The sequence below is a fragment of the Paraburkholderia largidicola genome, assembly GCF_013426895.1.
In the GTDB taxonomy this organism is placed as follows: Bacteria; Pseudomonadota; Gammaproteobacteria; order Burkholderiales; family Burkholderiaceae; genus Paraburkholderia; species Paraburkholderia largidicola.
Genome location: NZ_AP023176.1, coordinates 1,602,249 through 1,617,964 on the forward strand (window position 1 = coordinate 1,602,249; position 15,716 = coordinate 1,617,964).

Consider the following 15,716-nt stretch of genomic DNA (forward strand, 5'->3'; position numbering starts at 1 on the left):
GGATGTCTGATACAACGTTCGGCGGCGGCGAACTGAAGCTTGTCTCGCCCCTGTCCACCGCCCTTGGCCTGGCGGAGATCATCGGCGATATCGCGTCGACTGCGGCGGAGCGCGAACGGACGCACCGTTTGCCATACGACGAGATCGCGACGCTCAAGGCGCATGGCTTTGGTGCACTGCGCCTGCCGGCAGATTCAGGTGGTCAGGGGTCGACCGTGAGCGAGCTTCTTGTCGTAGCCCGCGATATTGCCGCAGCAGATTCGAACATTGCGCATGCGTTTCGTAATCATCTGTGGCAAGTCGAAGCGGCGCTCAGACGCCGGGACCACCCATTCCACGCCCATGTGCTCGCTCTGGCGGCACAGCATAAAACCATCGGGCTCAGTTTCACGGAAACCGATGCGCCGGCCGCAGGCGCCCGGCCGGGCCGCGTGCTGAGCCGGCTCGAATGGGACGAAGCGCGGCAGGTCTATCTCGGCTCCGGCGACAAGGTCTACGCGACGGGCAATCTGTATAACGATGCGTTCATCGGTCTCGCTGTCGAGAGCCGTGCGGGAAAGACCGTGCAATATGTGCTCGCGAGGAGCGACGGAGTCAGCAACGACGACGACTGGCAGGGGTTCGGTCAGCGACTGACAGGCTCGGGCACTGCGAAGTTTCGCGCCGTGAGCGTGCCCGCCGCGCATGTTTATCCGCAGGACCCGCCACGCGCCGAAGATGCGGCGCCTTGGGGATATACCTTTCATCAGGTTTATCTCACCAACTGCATTGCAGGCATCGCGCGCCGAATCGCGCTGGACGCCGTGGAGGTTTTGCGCGCGCGCAAGCGCAACTTCTATCATGGCGAAGCCGCGCATCCTGCCGACGAGCCTGTGCTGCAAGCGCTGCTTGGCCGCATCCGCGCGTATGCCGCGAGTATCGAAGCCACTGCGGACCGCGCGGTCGGCGCGCTCCAACGTGCGTGGGACCGCCATGGCTTGCGTGACGAGTACGAGGCTACGCTTGCCGCGACGATGGCGGCGTCGGAGGCCAAGGTCGTGATCGACGATCTCGCGCCGCAGATAGCCAGCTGGCTGATCGATCTCGGATCGGGCTCCGTCGTCTCGCGCGTGGCAGCGTTGGACCGGCATTGGCGCAACATCAAGGTCATTGCGTCGCATAATCCGCGGCTCTACAAGGAGAGCCTGCTCGGAAAGCATCTGCTGAACGGACATCTGCCGCCGACAGGCGCCTTCTTCTGATCGCTGCCTGCCGCTACCCCGGCGCGATCAGGCAGACAGCAGACGGCGCACGCGCGGCGCGACTTCTTCCGCAAAGCCGCGCATGTCGGCCTCAAAGGGCTGGAACTGCAGCATGAACAACTCGATACCGGCACGGTGAAATTCCGCGATCCGCTTCGCCACCGTGTCGTAATCGCCGACCAGCCCCGCGGCCGTGCCGCCATTGGAACCGACGCGCGGCGACTGCGCGAAGGTCTGGATCATCACCACGTTCGGATCGATATTCGCTTTCTGCCGCTCGCGCAGCGGCTTGTCCAGTTCGGCCAGCTCAAAGAGATGTTCAAGGTGCGCTTCTGCCTCGGCCTGAGTCCGCCGCGCGATGACGAACGCCGACAGGCCGAAGCGCAGCGGTGCGTGCCCCGCCCGTCGCGTACGTGAGGCCACGTCGGCGATCAGACGCGCGACATCGTCGAAGGGTTGGCCATTGATAAACCAGACGTCGCCGTGCGCGGCCACCAGCTCGCGCGCGGGCTCCGACTCACCGCCGACGTAGATACGCGGACGCGCGCGAAACGGATCGGCGGGCCGAAGCCGGTATTCGTCGATGCGGAAGTTGTTGCCGTGATGGTTCAGCGTTTCGCCGCGCAGCAACGCGTCGACGACTTCAATCCACTCGCGCCCGTATGCATAGCGTTCGTCGTGTTCAGGAAAGCCGATACCAGCGCGTTCGAGTTCTGGACGGTTCCATGCGTTCACCAGATTGATTGCAAAGCGCCCGCCGCTGATGTGCTCGATCTGTTGAGCCATCTTGGCCAGTACGACGGGATGATAGAGGTAGGGCTTGATTGCCGCGATGATCTCGATGCGGGAGGTCAATGCCGCGAGCGCGGCCGATGCTGTCCATGCTTCGAGTTGATCGAGCGATGGGTCGTGGGGGTTGACGGTATGTTGTGCGACGAGCACTGAATCGTAGCCTAGCTGTTCGGCTTCCAGCACTAATGCCTTGTTGCGGGTCCAGGAGGCGTCGTAGGGCTCGTTTGGGTCCTGGAGCGCGGCACGGCTGCCGTGGACGAGGGCCCATATGCCGAAGCGTGGGAATGGTTTGACTGCGGTTGGGGTGGGCATCGATGCTCGATGTGCGTTCGTTGGGGACGTGTATGCTACCGCCGTGGCAGGCGATTGCGTTCTAACTTGTGGTCATATGGTTTCTATTCGATCGCTGGTAGCCGGGTGTGTTTTTGTTTGTCTGCGACGCGGGTGGTTTGTTTTTGTTTTCACTGGCATCCGGGATATGGGGTTGCTGCGCAAGCTGGTTTTCCTGGTTGGGATTTTTGCTGGCATCCGCGTGATGTGATTGGTTCGCTAGCGTTGCCCCTGTGCGGGGCGGCACCTACTTTTCTTTGCCGCCGCAAAGAAAAGTAGGCAAAAGAAAGCGGCTAACACCGCCAGCCCATGTCCTTATCCACGGGCCCCCAACGTCCCCATCCTTCACACGGCAGCATTTCTGTTCGCGCTCGTTGCTAACCCTTTGAATAGAGGCCTCACCCGCTTCAGGCACCCGCACCAAAACAAGCGGCAGCGAGTGGTATCTGCCGCCCAGGTGGCAAACTGTGTGTAGGTTGTCGCTTCGTATAGCCTGGCGCTCTTACAGCGTGGGACGCTTGCGCAATCGGTCCGAAGTGATGCGTGTGAGGTACTACGGCCTACACACAGTTTGCCACCTGGGCGGCCGTGGACTGTCTGGTACGGCATGCTGTAGCGCGGGGGAGTGAAGCGGGTGAGGCGCACCGCAAGAACGCTGGCAACGAACGTGGGTCACATGGTTGCCGTGTGAAGCGTAAGAACCTGTGGGGGCCCTCAGGCAAATACTAGAACTGGCGGTGTGAGCCGCTTTCTTTTGCCTACTTTTCTTTGCGGCGGCAAAGAAAAGTAGGTGCCGCCCCGCACAGGGGCAACGCTTGCGAACCAATAACATCACGCGGATGCCAGCACAAAGACAAGAACACCGAACGACAAACACCACAACGCAGATGCCAGCGAAAAGCCCAAAAACCCAAAACAACCGAACGGCAACGGCTACGCCGAGAACCGCCTGAACCCACCCGCCGCATGCCTTGCAGGCAAATAATCCCCCTCCCCGAACAACCTGTTCCGCAATGTGCCCTCGCCATACGCAGTCTTATAAAGCCCACGGCTCTGCAACTCCGGCACAACGAGATCGATAAAATCCTCATAACTCTCGGGCACGACAGTCCGGCTCAGATTGAACCCATCGATCCCCGTCTCCTCGATCCACCCCTCCAGCTCATCCGCGACCTGGGCAGCGCTGCCCACAATCGCCGGATACCGCCCGCCAAGCTCAAACATCTCGAGCAGCTTGCGCCGCGTCCACCCATGCTGCTTCGCTGTCCGCGTAGCCGACTCAATGGCATTGCCTGGCGCGTAATCAACAGGCGCGTCGAGATCATATTGAGCGTAATCAATGCCAGTACTGGCAGCAAAATGCGCTAGCCCCGCCTCGCGGCTCGCATACTGCAAATAATCCGCGTACTTCTCACGCGCCTCGCGCTCGGTAGCACCCGCAACCACAGCCGCCCCGGCAAACACCTTGACGTCGTCCGGCCGACGCCCGGCCAGCACCAGTTGCTCCCGCAATGCCTTCACCGTCTCCCGCGCAGCATTCCGGTTCGGCGGCGAGATGAATACGCATTCGGCATGTCGCGCAGCAAAGCGCTGGCCACGCCCGGAACTACCCGCCTGGAAGAGCACAGGCGTGCGTTGCGGCGACGGCTCCGCAAGGTGGTAGCCTTCGACGTTGTAGTAGCGCCCCGCGTGCCGAACCTCATGAACCTTCGCGGGATCGGCATACACGCGTGCGGCCTTGTCGCGCCGCACGGCATCCGCTTCCCAACTGCCCTCCCACAGCTTGTAGAGCACTTCGAGATATTCGTCGGCGCGTTCATAACGTTCGTCGTGAGGAAGCTGCTCGCTCAACCCCATCGCACGCGCCGCGCTGTCCAGATAGCCCGTGACGATATTCCAGCCAACGCGTCCCTGCGTCAGATGATCGAGCGTCGAGAAACGGCGTGCGAGCAGATACGGCTGTTCATACGTGAGATTCACGGTCACGCCAAAGCCCAGATGTTCCGTCACGGCAGCCATCGCCGAAACGAGCAGCAAAGGATCGTTGACGGGTAACTGGATCGACTCGCGCAGTGTCACGTCGACGTTGTGCTGATAAACGTCATACACACCGACGATATCGGCGAGAAAGAGACCATCGAATAATCCACGCTCCAGCGTGCGGGCGAGATCGGTCCAGTACGGCAACAGCCGGTAGTCGGTCGACCGGTCGCGCGGATGCGTCCACAAACCATGGTTGATATGGCCCACGCAATTCATGTTGAACGCGTTGAGCAGAATCTGTTTCCTCGCCATCACAAAGCTCCATGCCGGGGCGGCAGCTTGTCGTTGAGAATGTAGTTGCCTACGGCGTGATATTTCCAGCGCACCGGGTCGTGCAGCGTATGCGTGCGCGCATTGCGCCAGAACCGGTCGAGGCCGAGACCGTCGAGCGTCGCCGACGTGCCGGCGAGTTCGAACAGCCGCGAACCCGCATCGAGCGATACGGTCGTGGTGAGCACGCGCGCCTCCGCAACGGCAACCGATGCCTCCGCCACCGACCGCTCAGTCGGTTGCGACTGCGCGGCATCGACGAAGCGTCCCGCGCGGCGCAGCATGGCCTCCGCCGCGCGCAGGCGCACCGCGAGATCGCCGATCTGCGCGATGGTCAGCGGGTCGTCGGCGGCACGCTCGACCTTCGCGTCGATCCACGGTCGCGAATGCTCACGCACGAACTGCAACGCGGCCTGGAACGCACCGCGCGCCTGACCGAGATCGATGGCCGCGTGAATGATCTGCGCGAGCGGTCCGATCGTCGTCGGACGTTCGAACGATGCCTGAAACGGCACGACCCATTCCGGCTCGACGCGCACATGACTGAACTGCACCGACCCGCTGCCCGTGACACGCTGACCGAAACCATCCCAATCGTCGATCACTTCGACGCCGTCGGCATCGCGCGGCACGAACGCGAGCCACGTGATGTCGCGTCCTTTCTCTTCCGTGATCACCAGCGTGGGAATCCAGTGAGCGTACAGCGCACCCGTGCAATAGAACTTGCGGCCGTCGATATGCCAGCCGGCCGCCGTGCGCGCAAGCCGCGTGCGTCGCTTGAAATCCTTGTGGCCCGTTTCAGCCAGCGCATTGCCGAAGCGCTCGCCTGCCAGTACCCGATCGTAGAAAAAGCGCTGCTGTTCGCGGCTGCCACCGACTCGCAATACTTCGAGCGCGTAATAGTGGTTTTGCGGAATCTGCCCGAGTGAGCCGTCGGCGGCTGAAATCGTCGCGGTCACTTCAGCCAGCGTCCCACTGCTCACGCCCGCGCCGCCGAATTCACGCGGCACCGTGATGCCCCACAGGCCGCTCGCAACGAACGCGTCCAGTTCCGCCCACGGCAAGCGCCGCTCGCGATCGCGTGCCGCCGCATCTGGCGCGAAGGCTTCAGCGAGTTGCTTCGCGATACGCAGCGCGTGCGCATCGTCGGTAATGCGGTCCGGACTCGTCCGTTCCGCCAGCGCGGTATCGCGCGTCTCTTCTGAGATATCGAGGCTCATGCTTCAGTTCCACGAATGCCGCGCAGGCAGCACATGATTCAGGTGATAGTTGCCGAGCAGATGAAGCTTCCAGCGCACCGGGTCATGCAGCGTATGCGTGCGCGCATTGCGCCAATGACGGTCGAGATGATGGACGGCGCGTGTGGAAGCGGAACCTGCCAGCTCGAACAGCTTTTCGCTCGCTTCAAGGGCGATGCGTGTGGTCAGCACCTTCGCCTCGGCCACCGCAACGGAAGCCCGCGCGCTGGCCTCGGCATCGATGGGCGCGGCGGCGACTGCATCGAGTGTTCGGCCCGCCTCCAGCAACACCTCGCGTGCGGCGTGCAAATCGATCTGCAGGCGGCCGACGTCGGCGATGATGTAGGGATCGTCCGTCGCGTGCTCCAGACCCGAGTCGATCCACGGCCGCGCCCGCTCGCGCACGAATGCGAGTGCATCGGCGACAGCGGCCTCGGCGATGCCCTGATCGATAGCCGCCTGGATCAGTTGCGAGGTTGGACCGAAGAGGCCTGGTCGGTCAGCTAGCTGCCAGATCGGCAGCACATCCTGCGGATCGACGGGGACGTTCTCGAAGATCACCGTGCCGCTCGCCGTCGTGCGTTGACCGAACGAACTCCAGTCGTCGATCACCGTGAGACCCGCTGCATCGCGCGGCACCCACACTTGAACGGCACGGCCTGCATCGTCCGTCGCACGCGCCGGCACGCGATGAGCGAACAGCGCGCCAGTGGAATAGAAACGCTTGCCGTCCAGACGCAGCCCGTCTCCTGTCGCGCGCAACCGCGTCGTGCCCTGCAGCACCGTGGCTGCAGAAGCCGAACGCCGTTCCGGGCCCGCATTGCCGAGCCGATGACCCGTCAGCACTTCGCCATACAGGCGCGCTTTCTGCGCCGGCGTGCCGATTTCGCGCAATACGCCCAACACGCCGAAATGATTCTGCGGTATCTGGCCCAGCGCGGGATCGGCCGTGCAGAGAATCACGAACACTTCAGCCAGCGTCGCGAACGACACATCCGCGCCACCGTATTGACGCGGCACCGTGATCGCACCCAGTCCGCTTTCGGACCATAGATCGAGTTCGGCCCACGGCAGGATGCGCTGGCGATCGCGCTCAGCCGCGCCTGTTGCAAAGACGCCCGCTAGCGCATGAGCGGCTTCGAGCGCCTCGGAGTCGTCGGTAATGCGCTTCACGCGCGCGGGGTCGGGACGCCGCGGCAATTGCGTTGCCGCCAATGAGGATTCGACTGTAGACATGTTGGCTCATACGAACGATGAAGCCCTACGCTCGCGACGCGCCGTTGCGGCGCGCTGCGGACAGGGCCAATCCCGTATTGGATCAGCCCGTGCGAGCCTGGCCTACTATCGAATTTGACATTGCTTATGACAGGTTCAGGTTTCGAATTCGGTCAATGGCATCGAATGCTCAGGAATAGAACGACGGCGTGGGCAATTCGTCGTTCACCGCCCACTCGCCGAGTTCCTGCAACTTATAGTCGACGGGATCATGCAGCGTTTGCGTGCGCAGATTGCGCCAGAACCGGTCGAGCCGCAGCGCGCCATGCGTAGCGCGCGCGCCCGCCACTTCGAACATCCGGCTGGTCAGGTCGAGACCGACGCGCGTGGCGGCAACCTTGGCCGTGGCGATCGCAACGGCAACATGTCCGCGTGTCGTTTCGTCGAGTTCGGCGCCACGCGCCCAGGCCTCGTCGAACAGTTGCACCGCGCGCCCGGCCAGCAGACGGACGCTTTCCAGCCCAACCCAGAACTCGCCGTAGTGACGCAACGTATGAGGATCCTTGCTCGCCTGCTCCGCAGGCGATTTGAACCACGGGCGCGATTCATGGCGCGTGTAGTGCTTCATCTCCGCAAAGACGCCTTCGCCGATTCCAAGAAACATCTGCGTAAAAATCAGTTGCGCCAACAACGGACGCAGGCACGCGAAGGGCGTACTCAACGGACCCGGCTCGAGCAGCAGTTCGCTTTCTTCAACGCGCACGTTCTCGAACAGCGCGCTGCCGCTATCCGTCTGCCGCTGTCCGAAGCTGTTCCAGTCGTGATTCAACGTGATACCGGAACGGGACGTGGGAATGGCCGCGATCAGCAACTTGCGGCTGACGGCGTCCAGCCCGGACGCGACCAGCATGTCGGAATCGAGTGCACCCGAACAAAAGCTCTTCCTGCCTGAGAATTCGTACCCGTCGCCCACGCGTTGCACGACGGTGCGCGTATCCAACGGATTCAGCGTGTTGCCCCAGAACCAGTTCTTCTGCGCGGTCTGCTCGAACCACGGCTCCCATTGATCCGGGCGTCCGAATAGCCGGACGGTCGCAAGCAGCAGATGATGAAAGCCGAACACATGCGCAATCGAACTGTCGACCCGCGCGAACGTCCTGACGACATCGAGCGTCTGGGTCCAGTTCGCGCCTGTTCCGCCGTACTGTTGGGGAATGGACAGCGCCAGCAGGCCGCTGGCCCTGATCGCGTCGCGCTCGGCCTTGGGCGTGCCGCCCTTTTCGTCGCGTTCGACCGCACTCGCGGCAAATTGCTGCGCGAGCGCCTGCGCGGTCTGGATCTGCGAAGCGGGATTGGATTCAACGTATGTCGACATGATGAGCAAGGCCGGAAAGATGACTGGCAAGTTTAAGAAAGCCACGACGGCAACACATACTATCGAGTGCTTGAATGCTTATGCGAATTTCTGCTTTGGATGCATGCCGCCAACGCGAATCGTGCAGCACATTATCTGCCGGAACAGAAATGCGCTTCTGCAATAGCGCCAGGACTGCTTTGATTCTGAACTTTAATTGGTTCCCCGATGCGATTCACTTCGTTACATTGAAGCTCAAATCACACGCGACCATAAGGACAATCGATGGCATCGATCCGGGGCTTGGCATTCTTCGCGCGGGCGCGCCGCGCGCACGTTCTGCGCAACATCATGACGACGGCAGCCGCCGCGCTGGCGCTCTGCTATTTCGGCAGCACGCAGGCTGCGCCGCTCAACGAGCTGAAGCTCGACTACGCGTACTACTCGCCGGAGAGCCTCGTCATCAAACGCAATGGCTGGCTGGAACAGGCGTTCGCCGCCGATCACACGCAGGTCAAATGGGTACTGAGCCTGGGAAGCAACCGCGCACTGGAGTACCTGAATAGCGGCGCCATCGATATCGGCTCGACCGCGGGTCTCGCTGCCGTGCTCGGCAAGGCAAACGGTAATCCGATCCGTGCGGTGTATGTGTTTTCCCGCCCTGAATGGACCGCCCTCGTGGTGCGCAAGGACTCGCCCATCAAGAACCTTGCCGACCTGAAAGGCAAGAAGATTGCGGCCACCAAGGGCACCGATCCGTTCCTCTTCACCTTGCGCGCACTGCATACCGTGGGCCTCTCGCGCGATGACGTCGAAATCGTGAATCTCCAGCATCCGGACGGCCGCACGGCGCTCGCGAACAGTCAGGTCGACGCGTGGGCCGGACTCGACCCGCACATGGCGGCCGCGCAGATCGACGACGGCGCGCGCCTGCTTTATCGCAATGTCGATTTCAATACGTGGGGCCTGCTTAACGCACGCGAGGACTTTATCCGCGAGCATCCGGAGCAACTGGCCCGCGTATTGAAGGTCTATGAACAAGCACGCGTGTGGATTGCCGCGCATCCCGACGATACGGCGAAGATCGTCTCGGAGGAATCGAAGGTATCGCTCGCGGTCGCGAAGCTGCAACTCAGCCGCAACGACTTCGGTCATCCGCAGCCCGGCGCGCAACAGATCGCCGCGCTCAAGGCAGCCGCGCCGATTCTCGTCGACGAGCAGCTGGTGAAAAGCGGCACCGATCTCAATCAGGTCATCGACGCGCTGATCGATCCGAACATCGCGCAGCCCGTCATCGCGAGCAACGGCGCGAAGTGATGCGCGCAACACGACTCTCCTGAATCATGGCTGCCACTGAACAGACACTCGCGCTCGATACGCGCGATTCACATGCGCGCTCGCCGCGCGAACGCGCATCGCGCAAGCGGCCGCACGATGCCTTGCGGTTGTGGCGCTATGCAGGCTATGCGTTGCCCGTCGTCTTTCTCGCCGTGATCGAAGTGCTGGTGCGCGCGTCCGTGTTGCCGATGCATCTCGTCCCCGCTCCCAGCACGATCGCACAAACGCTGTGGGACCTGGGGGGCGCACGCGTCGCGCGACATATCGGCGCGAGCGTCGCGCGCGTGTACGCCGGCTTCGCGCTCGGCTCGGCGCTCGCGTTGCTGGTCGGCGCCGCGATGGGATTGAGCCGTCGCGTCGATGCGCTGCTCGACCCCGCGTTTCAGGCACTGCGCGCCATTCCATCGCTCGCATGGGTGCCGATCCTGTTGCTGTGGATGGGCATCGACGAAGCGCCCAAGATCACGCTGATCGCGATCGGCGCGTTCTTTCCCGTGCAACTGAGTGTGGTCGCTGGCATTCATGGCGTCGACCGCAAACTGATCGAATTCGGCGAACTCAACCGTCTGACCCCGCGCGCGATGTTCACGCGCATTCTGTTGCCCGCGTCGATGCCGCAGATTTTCACGGGACTGCGCACGGGACTGAGCCTCGCCTGGATGTTCATGGTTGCCGCCGAACTGATCGCCGCGACGCGCGGCCTCGGCTACCTGCTCAGCGACGGCCGCGAAACGGGCAGACCCGATCTCGTGTTCGGCGCGATCCTGTTGCTGGCGCTGCTCGGTAAACTGAGCGACGGCGCATTCAAGCTCATCGAAACGCGCGCGTTGTCGTGGCGCGATGCGCGCCATGTTTCAGGAGACGCGCCATGAGCCCATCGTCCGCGCCTTTGCTGCGAGTGCGTGGCCTCGCGCGGCGCTTCGGGCGGCGCACGGTATTCGAGCAGGTATCGTTCGATCTGGCACGCGGCGAGATCGTCAGTCTGGTCGGGCCGAGCGGATGTGGAAAGAGCACGCTGTTGCGGGCGATTGCGGGCCTCCACGGGCACGCGGAGGGTTCGGTGCTGCTGGAGCAGCAGTTGCAGCGCGGTCCGTCCGACAGGATCGGCGTCATCTTTCAGGAACCGCGGTTGTTGCCCTGGCTCAGTGTCGCCGACAATATCGCGTTCGCTGCCGGGCCTCGACAGGGACATGATCCGCGCGTCGACACCTTGCTTGCAGAAGTCGGACTGTCGGGCGTGCGCGACGCGCTGCCGAAACAGTTGTCGGGCGGCATGGCACAACGCGTCGCGCTGGCGCGCGGACTGTTCGCGGAGCCGGACCTGTTGTTGCTCGATGAACCGTTCAGCGCCGTCGACGCCATCACACGCTCGCGACTTCAGCGTGTCCTGCTTGCACTCGCGCACGCACACGGAACGACGATACTGCTCGTCACGCATGATCTGGACGAAGCGCTTCACCTGTCCGATCGTGTTCTGTTGCTGTCGCCACCCGGCGATGATCTGCCGGGCCGCATTGCGCGCGAAATACATGTCGATGCGCCACGGCCTCGAAACCTGCGCGACCCTGCGATGGACGCGCTGCGAGATACCTTGCTGGACGGTATCGCATCGAGTCCGATCTAGATTTGCACACGTCATTCACGCAACGGACGGATGCGCGTGCGTCAAGCCGGCAGCTTGCCCTTCCTGCGCAGCACGGAGACGACCTCGTCGATGCTCGCGTTCTCCAGCAAGCGGCGGCCAACTGCGCGGCGTTCGTCATTGATGGCATCGATGCTTCGCTGCATCGCATCGGCCTTTGCCGCGATGTAGACGGCCATGCCGTAACCGAAGCGCTCGATCAGATCCTTACAGAAAAAGTTTTGCATAGTGGTTCAGCGACGATGCCCGCGCGCGTTATTGAGAATCGTTCGCAATTATACATAAACGCGCGACGGACCTGATGCGGGCTTCGCGCTACCGCAGCGGCCATGCTGGATAGTCCACCAGATCCGCCTTACCGCCTGCCAGACGGCTGCGGTTGCGCTCGGTCATCAACATGTCGTGCGGAAATCCCAGCGGGATGGCACTCGCTGCATCGAGCCGGGCCACGTGCGCAGGATCGAGGCTCACAGACAGTGCCCCCAGATTGTCGGCCAGTTGCTCAGCGGTACGCGGACCGATGATCGGCAACACCCCTTTGGCGAGCACCCAGGCAATCGCTACCTGCCCCGGCGACACGCCCAGTTCGCCAGCGACGGCAAGCACGGCGTCGACGATAGCGGTCTTGCGCGCGTCGCTTTCGTCGTGGATCACGGCACCCAGCCCCTGCTTGCGACCCGTCTCGCCCTGACGATATTTTCCCGTCAGCAGGCCACCCGCAAGCGGCGACCAGCCGACCGTGCCGAGACCGAATCCTGCGGCCATCGGCAGCAATTCGCTCTCCACGGAACGTTCGACCAGGCTGTATTCGATCTGCAGCGCCGAAATCGGCGCCCAGCCGCGCAGTTCCGCGATCGTCGCAGCCGTGGCGACGCGCCACGCCGGAAAATCGGATAGTCCCGCATACAGGATCTTGCCGCCGCGCACCAGGTCGTCGAGGCCGCGCGCGATCTCTTCACTGGGCGTCACGCCGTCCGGCATATGAACCCACAGCAGATCGATGCGATCGGTGCCGAGGCGCCGCAGACTGGCATCGACGGATTGCATCATCGCCTTGCGGCTATTGCCCGTCCCTTGCAGCCCCGCCGACGGCGACGCGCCCAGCGAAAACTTGGTGGCGAGCACGATGTCGTCCCGCTCGGCCTGGATGAACTCGTCGAGCATCGACTCGGACTGGCCGAACTGGTAGCTGTCCGCCGTGTCGATGAAGTTGCCGCCAGCCGAACGATAGGCGTCGAACATGGCTTTTGACGCTTCCCGTTCCGAACCGTAACCCCAGCCCGTACCGAACATGCCCGCGCCCAGCGCCAGCGCGGAAACCTTGAGACCCGTACGACCGAAAACGCGGTAACGCATCACGACACTCCGTTCAAAGGTGTTGGCTATTCGAGACTCCAGCCCGCTGGCGGCTTCAGCCGGTCCGGGCCGTGTTCCAGTCCCCACTTGGTCATCGCATCGATCACCGGCATCAAGGCAAGCGCTTTTTCCGTCGGCAGATACAGCGTCTGCGTGCCGCTCCCGGGATCGTCCTCGCGTATCAACATGCCTTGCTCGACCAGATGTTTGAGCCGGTCGGCGAGAATGTTCGTGGCGATGCCCTCCGACGATTTCGCGAAATCCCGGTAATTTCGCTTCTCGCCCAGCAGCACATCCCGAATGATCAGCAAGGTCCACTTGTCGCCGAATACATCGAGCGAATAGCACAGCGGACACGTGCTTTGGGTTCGTTCCTTCATGATCGCCATGTGGTGATTGGGATGTTCGCGCGCATGGGGCGGATGGTTTTCCGCCTCCACTTGCAAAATGCAAGTGACAAAGTAGCACCATCACTTGCGTTTTGCAAGTTTACGTTCGAAGCGGCTCGAGAAACGGCACGAGGGCCGACAGCACTTCTTGCGGCGCATCCTCAGGCAGCAGGTGACCGCCGGGCAGCGCCCTTCCCGTCACCTGCGAGGCCCATTTCGACCACACATCGGTGGGCAGCGCCTTTCCTGCCCGCTGCTCCCGCTCGCTCCACAGCACGAGCACCGGACATGTGAGTTTGTTCCCTGCCTCGAAATCGGCCGTGTCGTACTGAAGATCCTCTACCGTCGCAGCGCGATAGTCCTCGCAAATCGCATGACGCACTTCGGGCTTGCGAAACGCGGCTCGATAGGCATCGAGCGCCAGCGGATCGATCCCGTCGAGTCCGCCTGCCATCTTCGACAGTGCCGCATCGATAAATGCGTCGGTTTCCGCATCCAGCATGCGCTCTGGAAGATCGAAAGGTTGCGCGAGAAAGAACCAGTGCCATGCATTCAGCGCGAAGGTCTTGTCGACGCCCGCGAAGGCGTCCAGCGTGGGAATCACCGTGAGCGACGCATAGGCCGCGACGCGCGCAGGATGATCGAGCGCCAGCCGGTATCCGACGCGCGCACCACGGTCATGCCCGACGACGGCGAACCGTTCATGCCCCAGGCGATCCATCAACGCCACGAGCGCTTGCGCAACGCGACGTTTGGTCCATCGCGGCTGATCGTGTCGCGTGCGGCTGTCGCCGTATCCCGGCAAATCGGGCACGACGACGGTATGGGTTTGCGCGAGCGTCGGCGCAATCTTTCGCCATGCGATGTGGGTTTGCGGATAGCCGTGCAGCAGCAGGATGGGAGGCCCGGAACCACCCGTCACGCCGCTGAATGACACGTCGTCCGCATCGACGTCGAGTGTCGAAAAACCGGGAAAAAAACTGCTTGCGGCAGTCCGGGCATTGTCCTGCGTCATGCTCACCTCCTTATGCGTCGTTTAGCGCCGCGATACGGCCCGGACGAAGTCGGTCAGATCGCGATTGAAGCGATCAGGTTCCTCGATGAATGGCGCATGGCCCGATTCGGGGTACACCTTGCTGGCAATGCGCGGATTCAGTTCAGCGGCGCGCATGAGCGTCAGTCGGGTATCGACGAGCGCGTCGCGGCCACCGTAGATGAACAGCAAGGGGACATGTGCGTTGCGCAGTCCCTCGGCCGCAAACACCGTCATCGAAGGCACTGCGCGTTGCATGTCCCATGACGCCATCGCGGCATTGGCCAGCAGCCGTGCGAAACTCTCCGCATCGGGCTGCCGGTTGAAGCACAAGCCAACGAAGGCGCGCTCGCCATCCAGATGCGTTTTCAGATCTTCTGAAGTCATGTCGCGATACACGTCAGGATGCGCCACGATCTGACCCGGCGCCAGTTCGACTACGCCGTCCACATACACGGCGCCTGCAAGATCCTTATCGCCATACGCCGCCAGGTAGTTCGATATCACGACGCCACCCAGCGACCATCCGACCAGCACGGGCTTTCTCGCATGCGAGCCCTTGATGACCGCCGCGAGATCGTCGGCCCAGCGACGCCCATCATGATAGGGCTCGCTGCCCGAAGGCTTGTCGGACAGTCCATGACCGCGCAGATCATACGTAATGATGCGGTACTGGCGCAGTTCCGGGCTCTGCGTCTGCGCGTCCCAGTTCAGACGGCTGCCGAGCAGGCCATGAATGAAGACGATGGGCGGCCCGTCAGGATTGCCGCTCTCCTGAACGGCGATCCTCACGCCGTCCGCCGACGTGACGGTGTAGCTCGAAGCAGCAGCAACGGCATCGAATGAAGCTGCAAATAGCGTACCGGTTGAGACAGCGGCAAGCAGCACATGACGGAACATTCGCGCAAACATGACAACCTCTTCTGGATAGACAGCCTTCAGTCTCAACCCTCACACTGATGTGAGAGTCAAGCAGAATCTGCTATCCTTTTCGAATGAGCAAACTGCCATCACAGAAGCTGTTGTCCATCGGCGAGCTGGCGCGGATCACGGGTGCGAGCGTGCGGTCGATCCGCCACTACGACGAGCACGGCCTGCTCGCGTCGGTGCGCGCGAGCAATGGCTACCGTATGTTTCCTGAGAAGGCGACGACGCAGGTCCGCCAGATCCAGCGCATGATTGCGACCGGCTTCACCATCGACGACATCCGCGCCTTTCCCGACTGCATGCTGCTGATCGAAGGCGCCCGTTCGTGCGATCAGATCAGCGACGTGCAGCGCAAACGTCTCGAAACAATCGACCGTCAGATCGCAGATCTGGAACGCCGCCGCGCGCGCTTGCTGAAGACATTGTCGGAAGGTGCGATTCCGCCCGTCGAGTGAGGTGGCGGGAGAACAGGCCGGGGCCTTGGCGCCCTCTTGTTCGAGCGCAACGCGGTCTATGTAACCGTTGTGGTTTTGCGGGCTGGATCGTCT

At 62.5% G+C, this 15,716-nt stretch carries 15 protein-coding genes; 5 read left to right on the plus strand and 10 right to left on the minus strand.

Annotation, left to right across the window (positions count from 1 at the left end; genetic code table 11):
* Positions 1–2 precede the first annotated feature (2 nt).
* On the plus strand, positions 3–1,241 hold the full coding sequence (locus PPGU16_RS35895) for an acyl-CoA dehydrogenase family protein (RefSeq protein ID WP_180725582.1): 1,239 nt from the start codon (positions 3–5) through the stop codon (positions 1,239–1,241).
* Between the two features lie 27 nt (positions 1,242–1,268).
* On the opposite strand, the gene PPGU16_RS35900 is transcribed toward PPGU16_RS35895, so the two are convergent.
* The 5 genes from PPGU16_RS35900 to PPGU16_RS35920 form a co-directional block, all read right to left on the minus strand.
* Positions 1,269–2,345 (minus strand): LLM class flavin-dependent oxidoreductase, encoded by a 1,077-nt coding sequence (locus tag PPGU16_RS35900; protein ID WP_180725583.1) that lies wholly within the window; start codon positions 2,343–2,345, stop codon positions 1,269–1,271.
* A gap of 951 nt (positions 2,346–3,296) precedes the next feature.
* On the minus strand, positions 3,297–4,658 hold the full coding sequence (locus tag PPGU16_RS35905) for an LLM class flavin-dependent oxidoreductase (RefSeq protein WP_180725584.1): 1,362 nt from the start codon (positions 4,656–4,658) through the stop codon (positions 3,297–3,299).
* Positions 4,658–5,896: an SfnB family sulfur acquisition oxidoreductase gene (locus PPGU16_RS35910; RefSeq protein WP_180725585.1), complete on the minus strand. Its 1,239-nt coding sequence runs from the start codon at positions 5,894–5,896 to the stop codon at positions 4,658–4,660. The genes PPGU16_RS35905 and PPGU16_RS35910 overlap by 1 nt, the downstream gene beginning before the upstream one ends.
* A gap of 3 nt (positions 5,897–5,899) precedes the next feature.
* Positions 5,900–7,150: an SfnB family sulfur acquisition oxidoreductase gene (locus PPGU16_RS35915; protein WP_180725586.1), complete on the minus strand. Its 1,251-nt coding sequence runs from the start codon at positions 7,148–7,150 to the stop codon at positions 5,900–5,902.
* Positions 7,151–7,319: 169 nt separating this feature from the next.
* Entirely contained in the window at positions 7,320–8,504 is a 1,185-nt protein-coding gene (locus PPGU16_RS35920; RefSeq protein WP_180725587.1) for an acyl-CoA dehydrogenase family protein, read from the minus strand.
* Between the two features lie 264 nt (positions 8,505–8,768).
* Between PPGU16_RS35920 and PPGU16_RS35925 the strand changes: the two genes are divergently transcribed.
* From PPGU16_RS35925 to PPGU16_RS35935, 3 genes are read left to right on the plus strand one after another with little or no spacing between them, the layout of a single operon-like run.
* Complete coding sequence (locus tag PPGU16_RS35925) at positions 8,769–9,800, plus strand: aliphatic sulfonate ABC transporter substrate-binding protein (protein ID WP_180725588.1); 1,032 nt, start codon at positions 8,769–8,771, stop codon at positions 9,798–9,800.
* A gap of 26 nt (positions 9,801–9,826) precedes the next feature.
* Positions 9,827–10,693 (plus strand): ABC transporter permease, encoded by an 867-nt coding sequence (locus PPGU16_RS35930; RefSeq protein WP_180725589.1) that lies wholly within the window; start codon positions 9,827–9,829, stop codon positions 10,691–10,693.
* Entirely contained in the window at positions 10,690–11,445 is a 756-nt protein-coding gene (locus PPGU16_RS35935; protein ID WP_180725590.1) for an ABC transporter ATP-binding protein, read from the plus strand. Before PPGU16_RS35930 ends, PPGU16_RS35935 begins: the two co-directional genes overlap by 4 nt.
* Positions 11,446–11,486: 41 nt before the next feature.
* Here PPGU16_RS35935 and PPGU16_RS35940 read toward each other — a convergent pair whose 3' ends face one another.
* From PPGU16_RS35940 to PPGU16_RS35960, 5 genes are all read right to left on the minus strand, one after another.
* On the minus strand, positions 11,487–11,690 hold the full coding sequence (locus PPGU16_RS35940) for a hypothetical protein (RefSeq protein WP_180725591.1): 204 nt from the start codon (positions 11,688–11,690) through the stop codon (positions 11,487–11,489).
* 88 nt (positions 11,691–11,778) lie between these two features.
* Entirely contained in the window at positions 11,779–12,819 is a 1,041-nt protein-coding gene (locus tag PPGU16_RS35945; RefSeq protein ID WP_180725592.1) for an aldo/keto reductase, read from the minus strand.
* Between the two features lie 26 nt (positions 12,820–12,845).
* On the minus strand, positions 12,846–13,199 hold the full coding sequence (locus tag PPGU16_RS35950; RefSeq protein WP_180725593.1) for a winged helix-turn-helix transcriptional regulator: 354 nt from the start codon (positions 13,197–13,199) through the stop codon (positions 12,846–12,848).
* 109 nt (positions 13,200–13,308) lie between these two features.
* Positions 13,309–14,223, minus strand: a complete 915-nt coding sequence (locus PPGU16_RS35955; RefSeq protein WP_180725594.1) for an alpha/beta fold hydrolase — start codon at positions 14,221–14,223, stop codon at positions 13,309–13,311.
* A gap of 21 nt (positions 14,224–14,244) precedes the next feature.
* The gene (locus PPGU16_RS35960) at positions 14,245–15,153 is read right to left on the minus strand and encodes an alpha/beta fold hydrolase (RefSeq protein ID WP_180725595.1); all 909 of its coding nucleotides are present in this window, start codon (positions 15,151–15,153) and stop codon (positions 14,245–14,247) included.
* Between the two features lie 83 nt (positions 15,154–15,236).
* On the opposite strand from PPGU16_RS35960, the gene PPGU16_RS35965 reads away from it, so the two are divergent.
* A complete protein-coding gene (locus PPGU16_RS35965; RefSeq protein ID WP_180725596.1) occupies positions 15,237–15,623 on the plus strand; it encodes a MerR family transcriptional regulator in 387 nt (128 codons plus the stop codon).
* Positions 15,624–15,716: the final 93 nt, after the last annotated feature.

Bases quoted from the DNA above. Each gene is read 5' to 3' on its own strand.
- PPGU16_RS35895 (WP_180725582.1), top strand. From the start codon at position 3: ATGTCTGATACAACGTTCGGCGGCGGCGAACTGAAGCTTGTCTCGCCC.
- PPGU16_RS35900 (WP_180725583.1), bottom strand. From the start codon at position 2,345: ATGCCCACCCCAACCGCAGTCAAACCATTCCCACGCTTCGGCATATGG.
- PPGU16_RS35905 (WP_180725584.1), bottom strand. From the start codon at position 4,658: ATGGCGAGGAAACAGATTCTGCTCAACGCGTTCAACATGAATTGCGTG.
- PPGU16_RS35910 (WP_180725585.1), bottom strand. From the start codon at position 5,896: ATGAGCCTCGATATCTCAGAAGAGACGCGCGATACCGCGCTGGCGGAA.
- PPGU16_RS35915 (WP_180725586.1), bottom strand. From the start codon at position 7,150: ATGTCTACAGTCGAATCCTCATTGGCGGCAACGCAATTGCCGCGGCGT.
- PPGU16_RS35920 (WP_180725587.1), bottom strand. From the start codon at position 8,504: ATGTCGACATACGTTGAATCCAATCCCGCTTCGCAGATCCAGACCGCG.
- PPGU16_RS35925 (WP_180725588.1), top strand. From the start codon at position 8,769: ATGGCATCGATCCGGGGCTTGGCATTCTTCGCGCGGGCGCGCCGCGCG.
- PPGU16_RS35930 (WP_180725589.1), top strand. From the start codon at position 9,827: ATGGCTGCCACTGAACAGACACTCGCGCTCGATACGCGCGATTCACAT.
- PPGU16_RS35935 (WP_180725590.1), top strand. From the start codon at position 10,690: ATGAGCCCATCGTCCGCGCCTTTGCTGCGAGTGCGTGGCCTCGCGCGG.
- PPGU16_RS35940 (WP_180725591.1), bottom strand. From the start codon at position 11,690: ATGCAAAACTTTTTCTGTAAGGATCTGATCGAGCGCTTCGGTTACGGC.
- PPGU16_RS35945 (WP_180725592.1), bottom strand. From the start codon at position 12,819: ATGCGTTACCGCGTTTTCGGTCGTACGGGTCTCAAGGTTTCCGCGCTG.
- PPGU16_RS35950 (WP_180725593.1), bottom strand. From the start codon at position 13,199: ATGAAGGAACGAACCCAAAGCACGTGTCCGCTGTGCTATTCGCTCGAT.
- PPGU16_RS35955 (WP_180725594.1), bottom strand. From the start codon at position 14,223: ATGACGCAGGACAATGCCCGGACTGCCGCAAGCAGTTTTTTTCCCGGT.
- PPGU16_RS35960 (WP_180725595.1), bottom strand. From the start codon at position 15,153: ATGTTTGCGCGAATGTTCCGTCATGTGCTGCTTGCCGCTGTCTCAACC.
- PPGU16_RS35965 (WP_180725596.1), top strand. From the start codon at position 15,237: ATGAGCAAACTGCCATCACAGAAGCTGTTGTCCATCGGCGAGCTGGCG.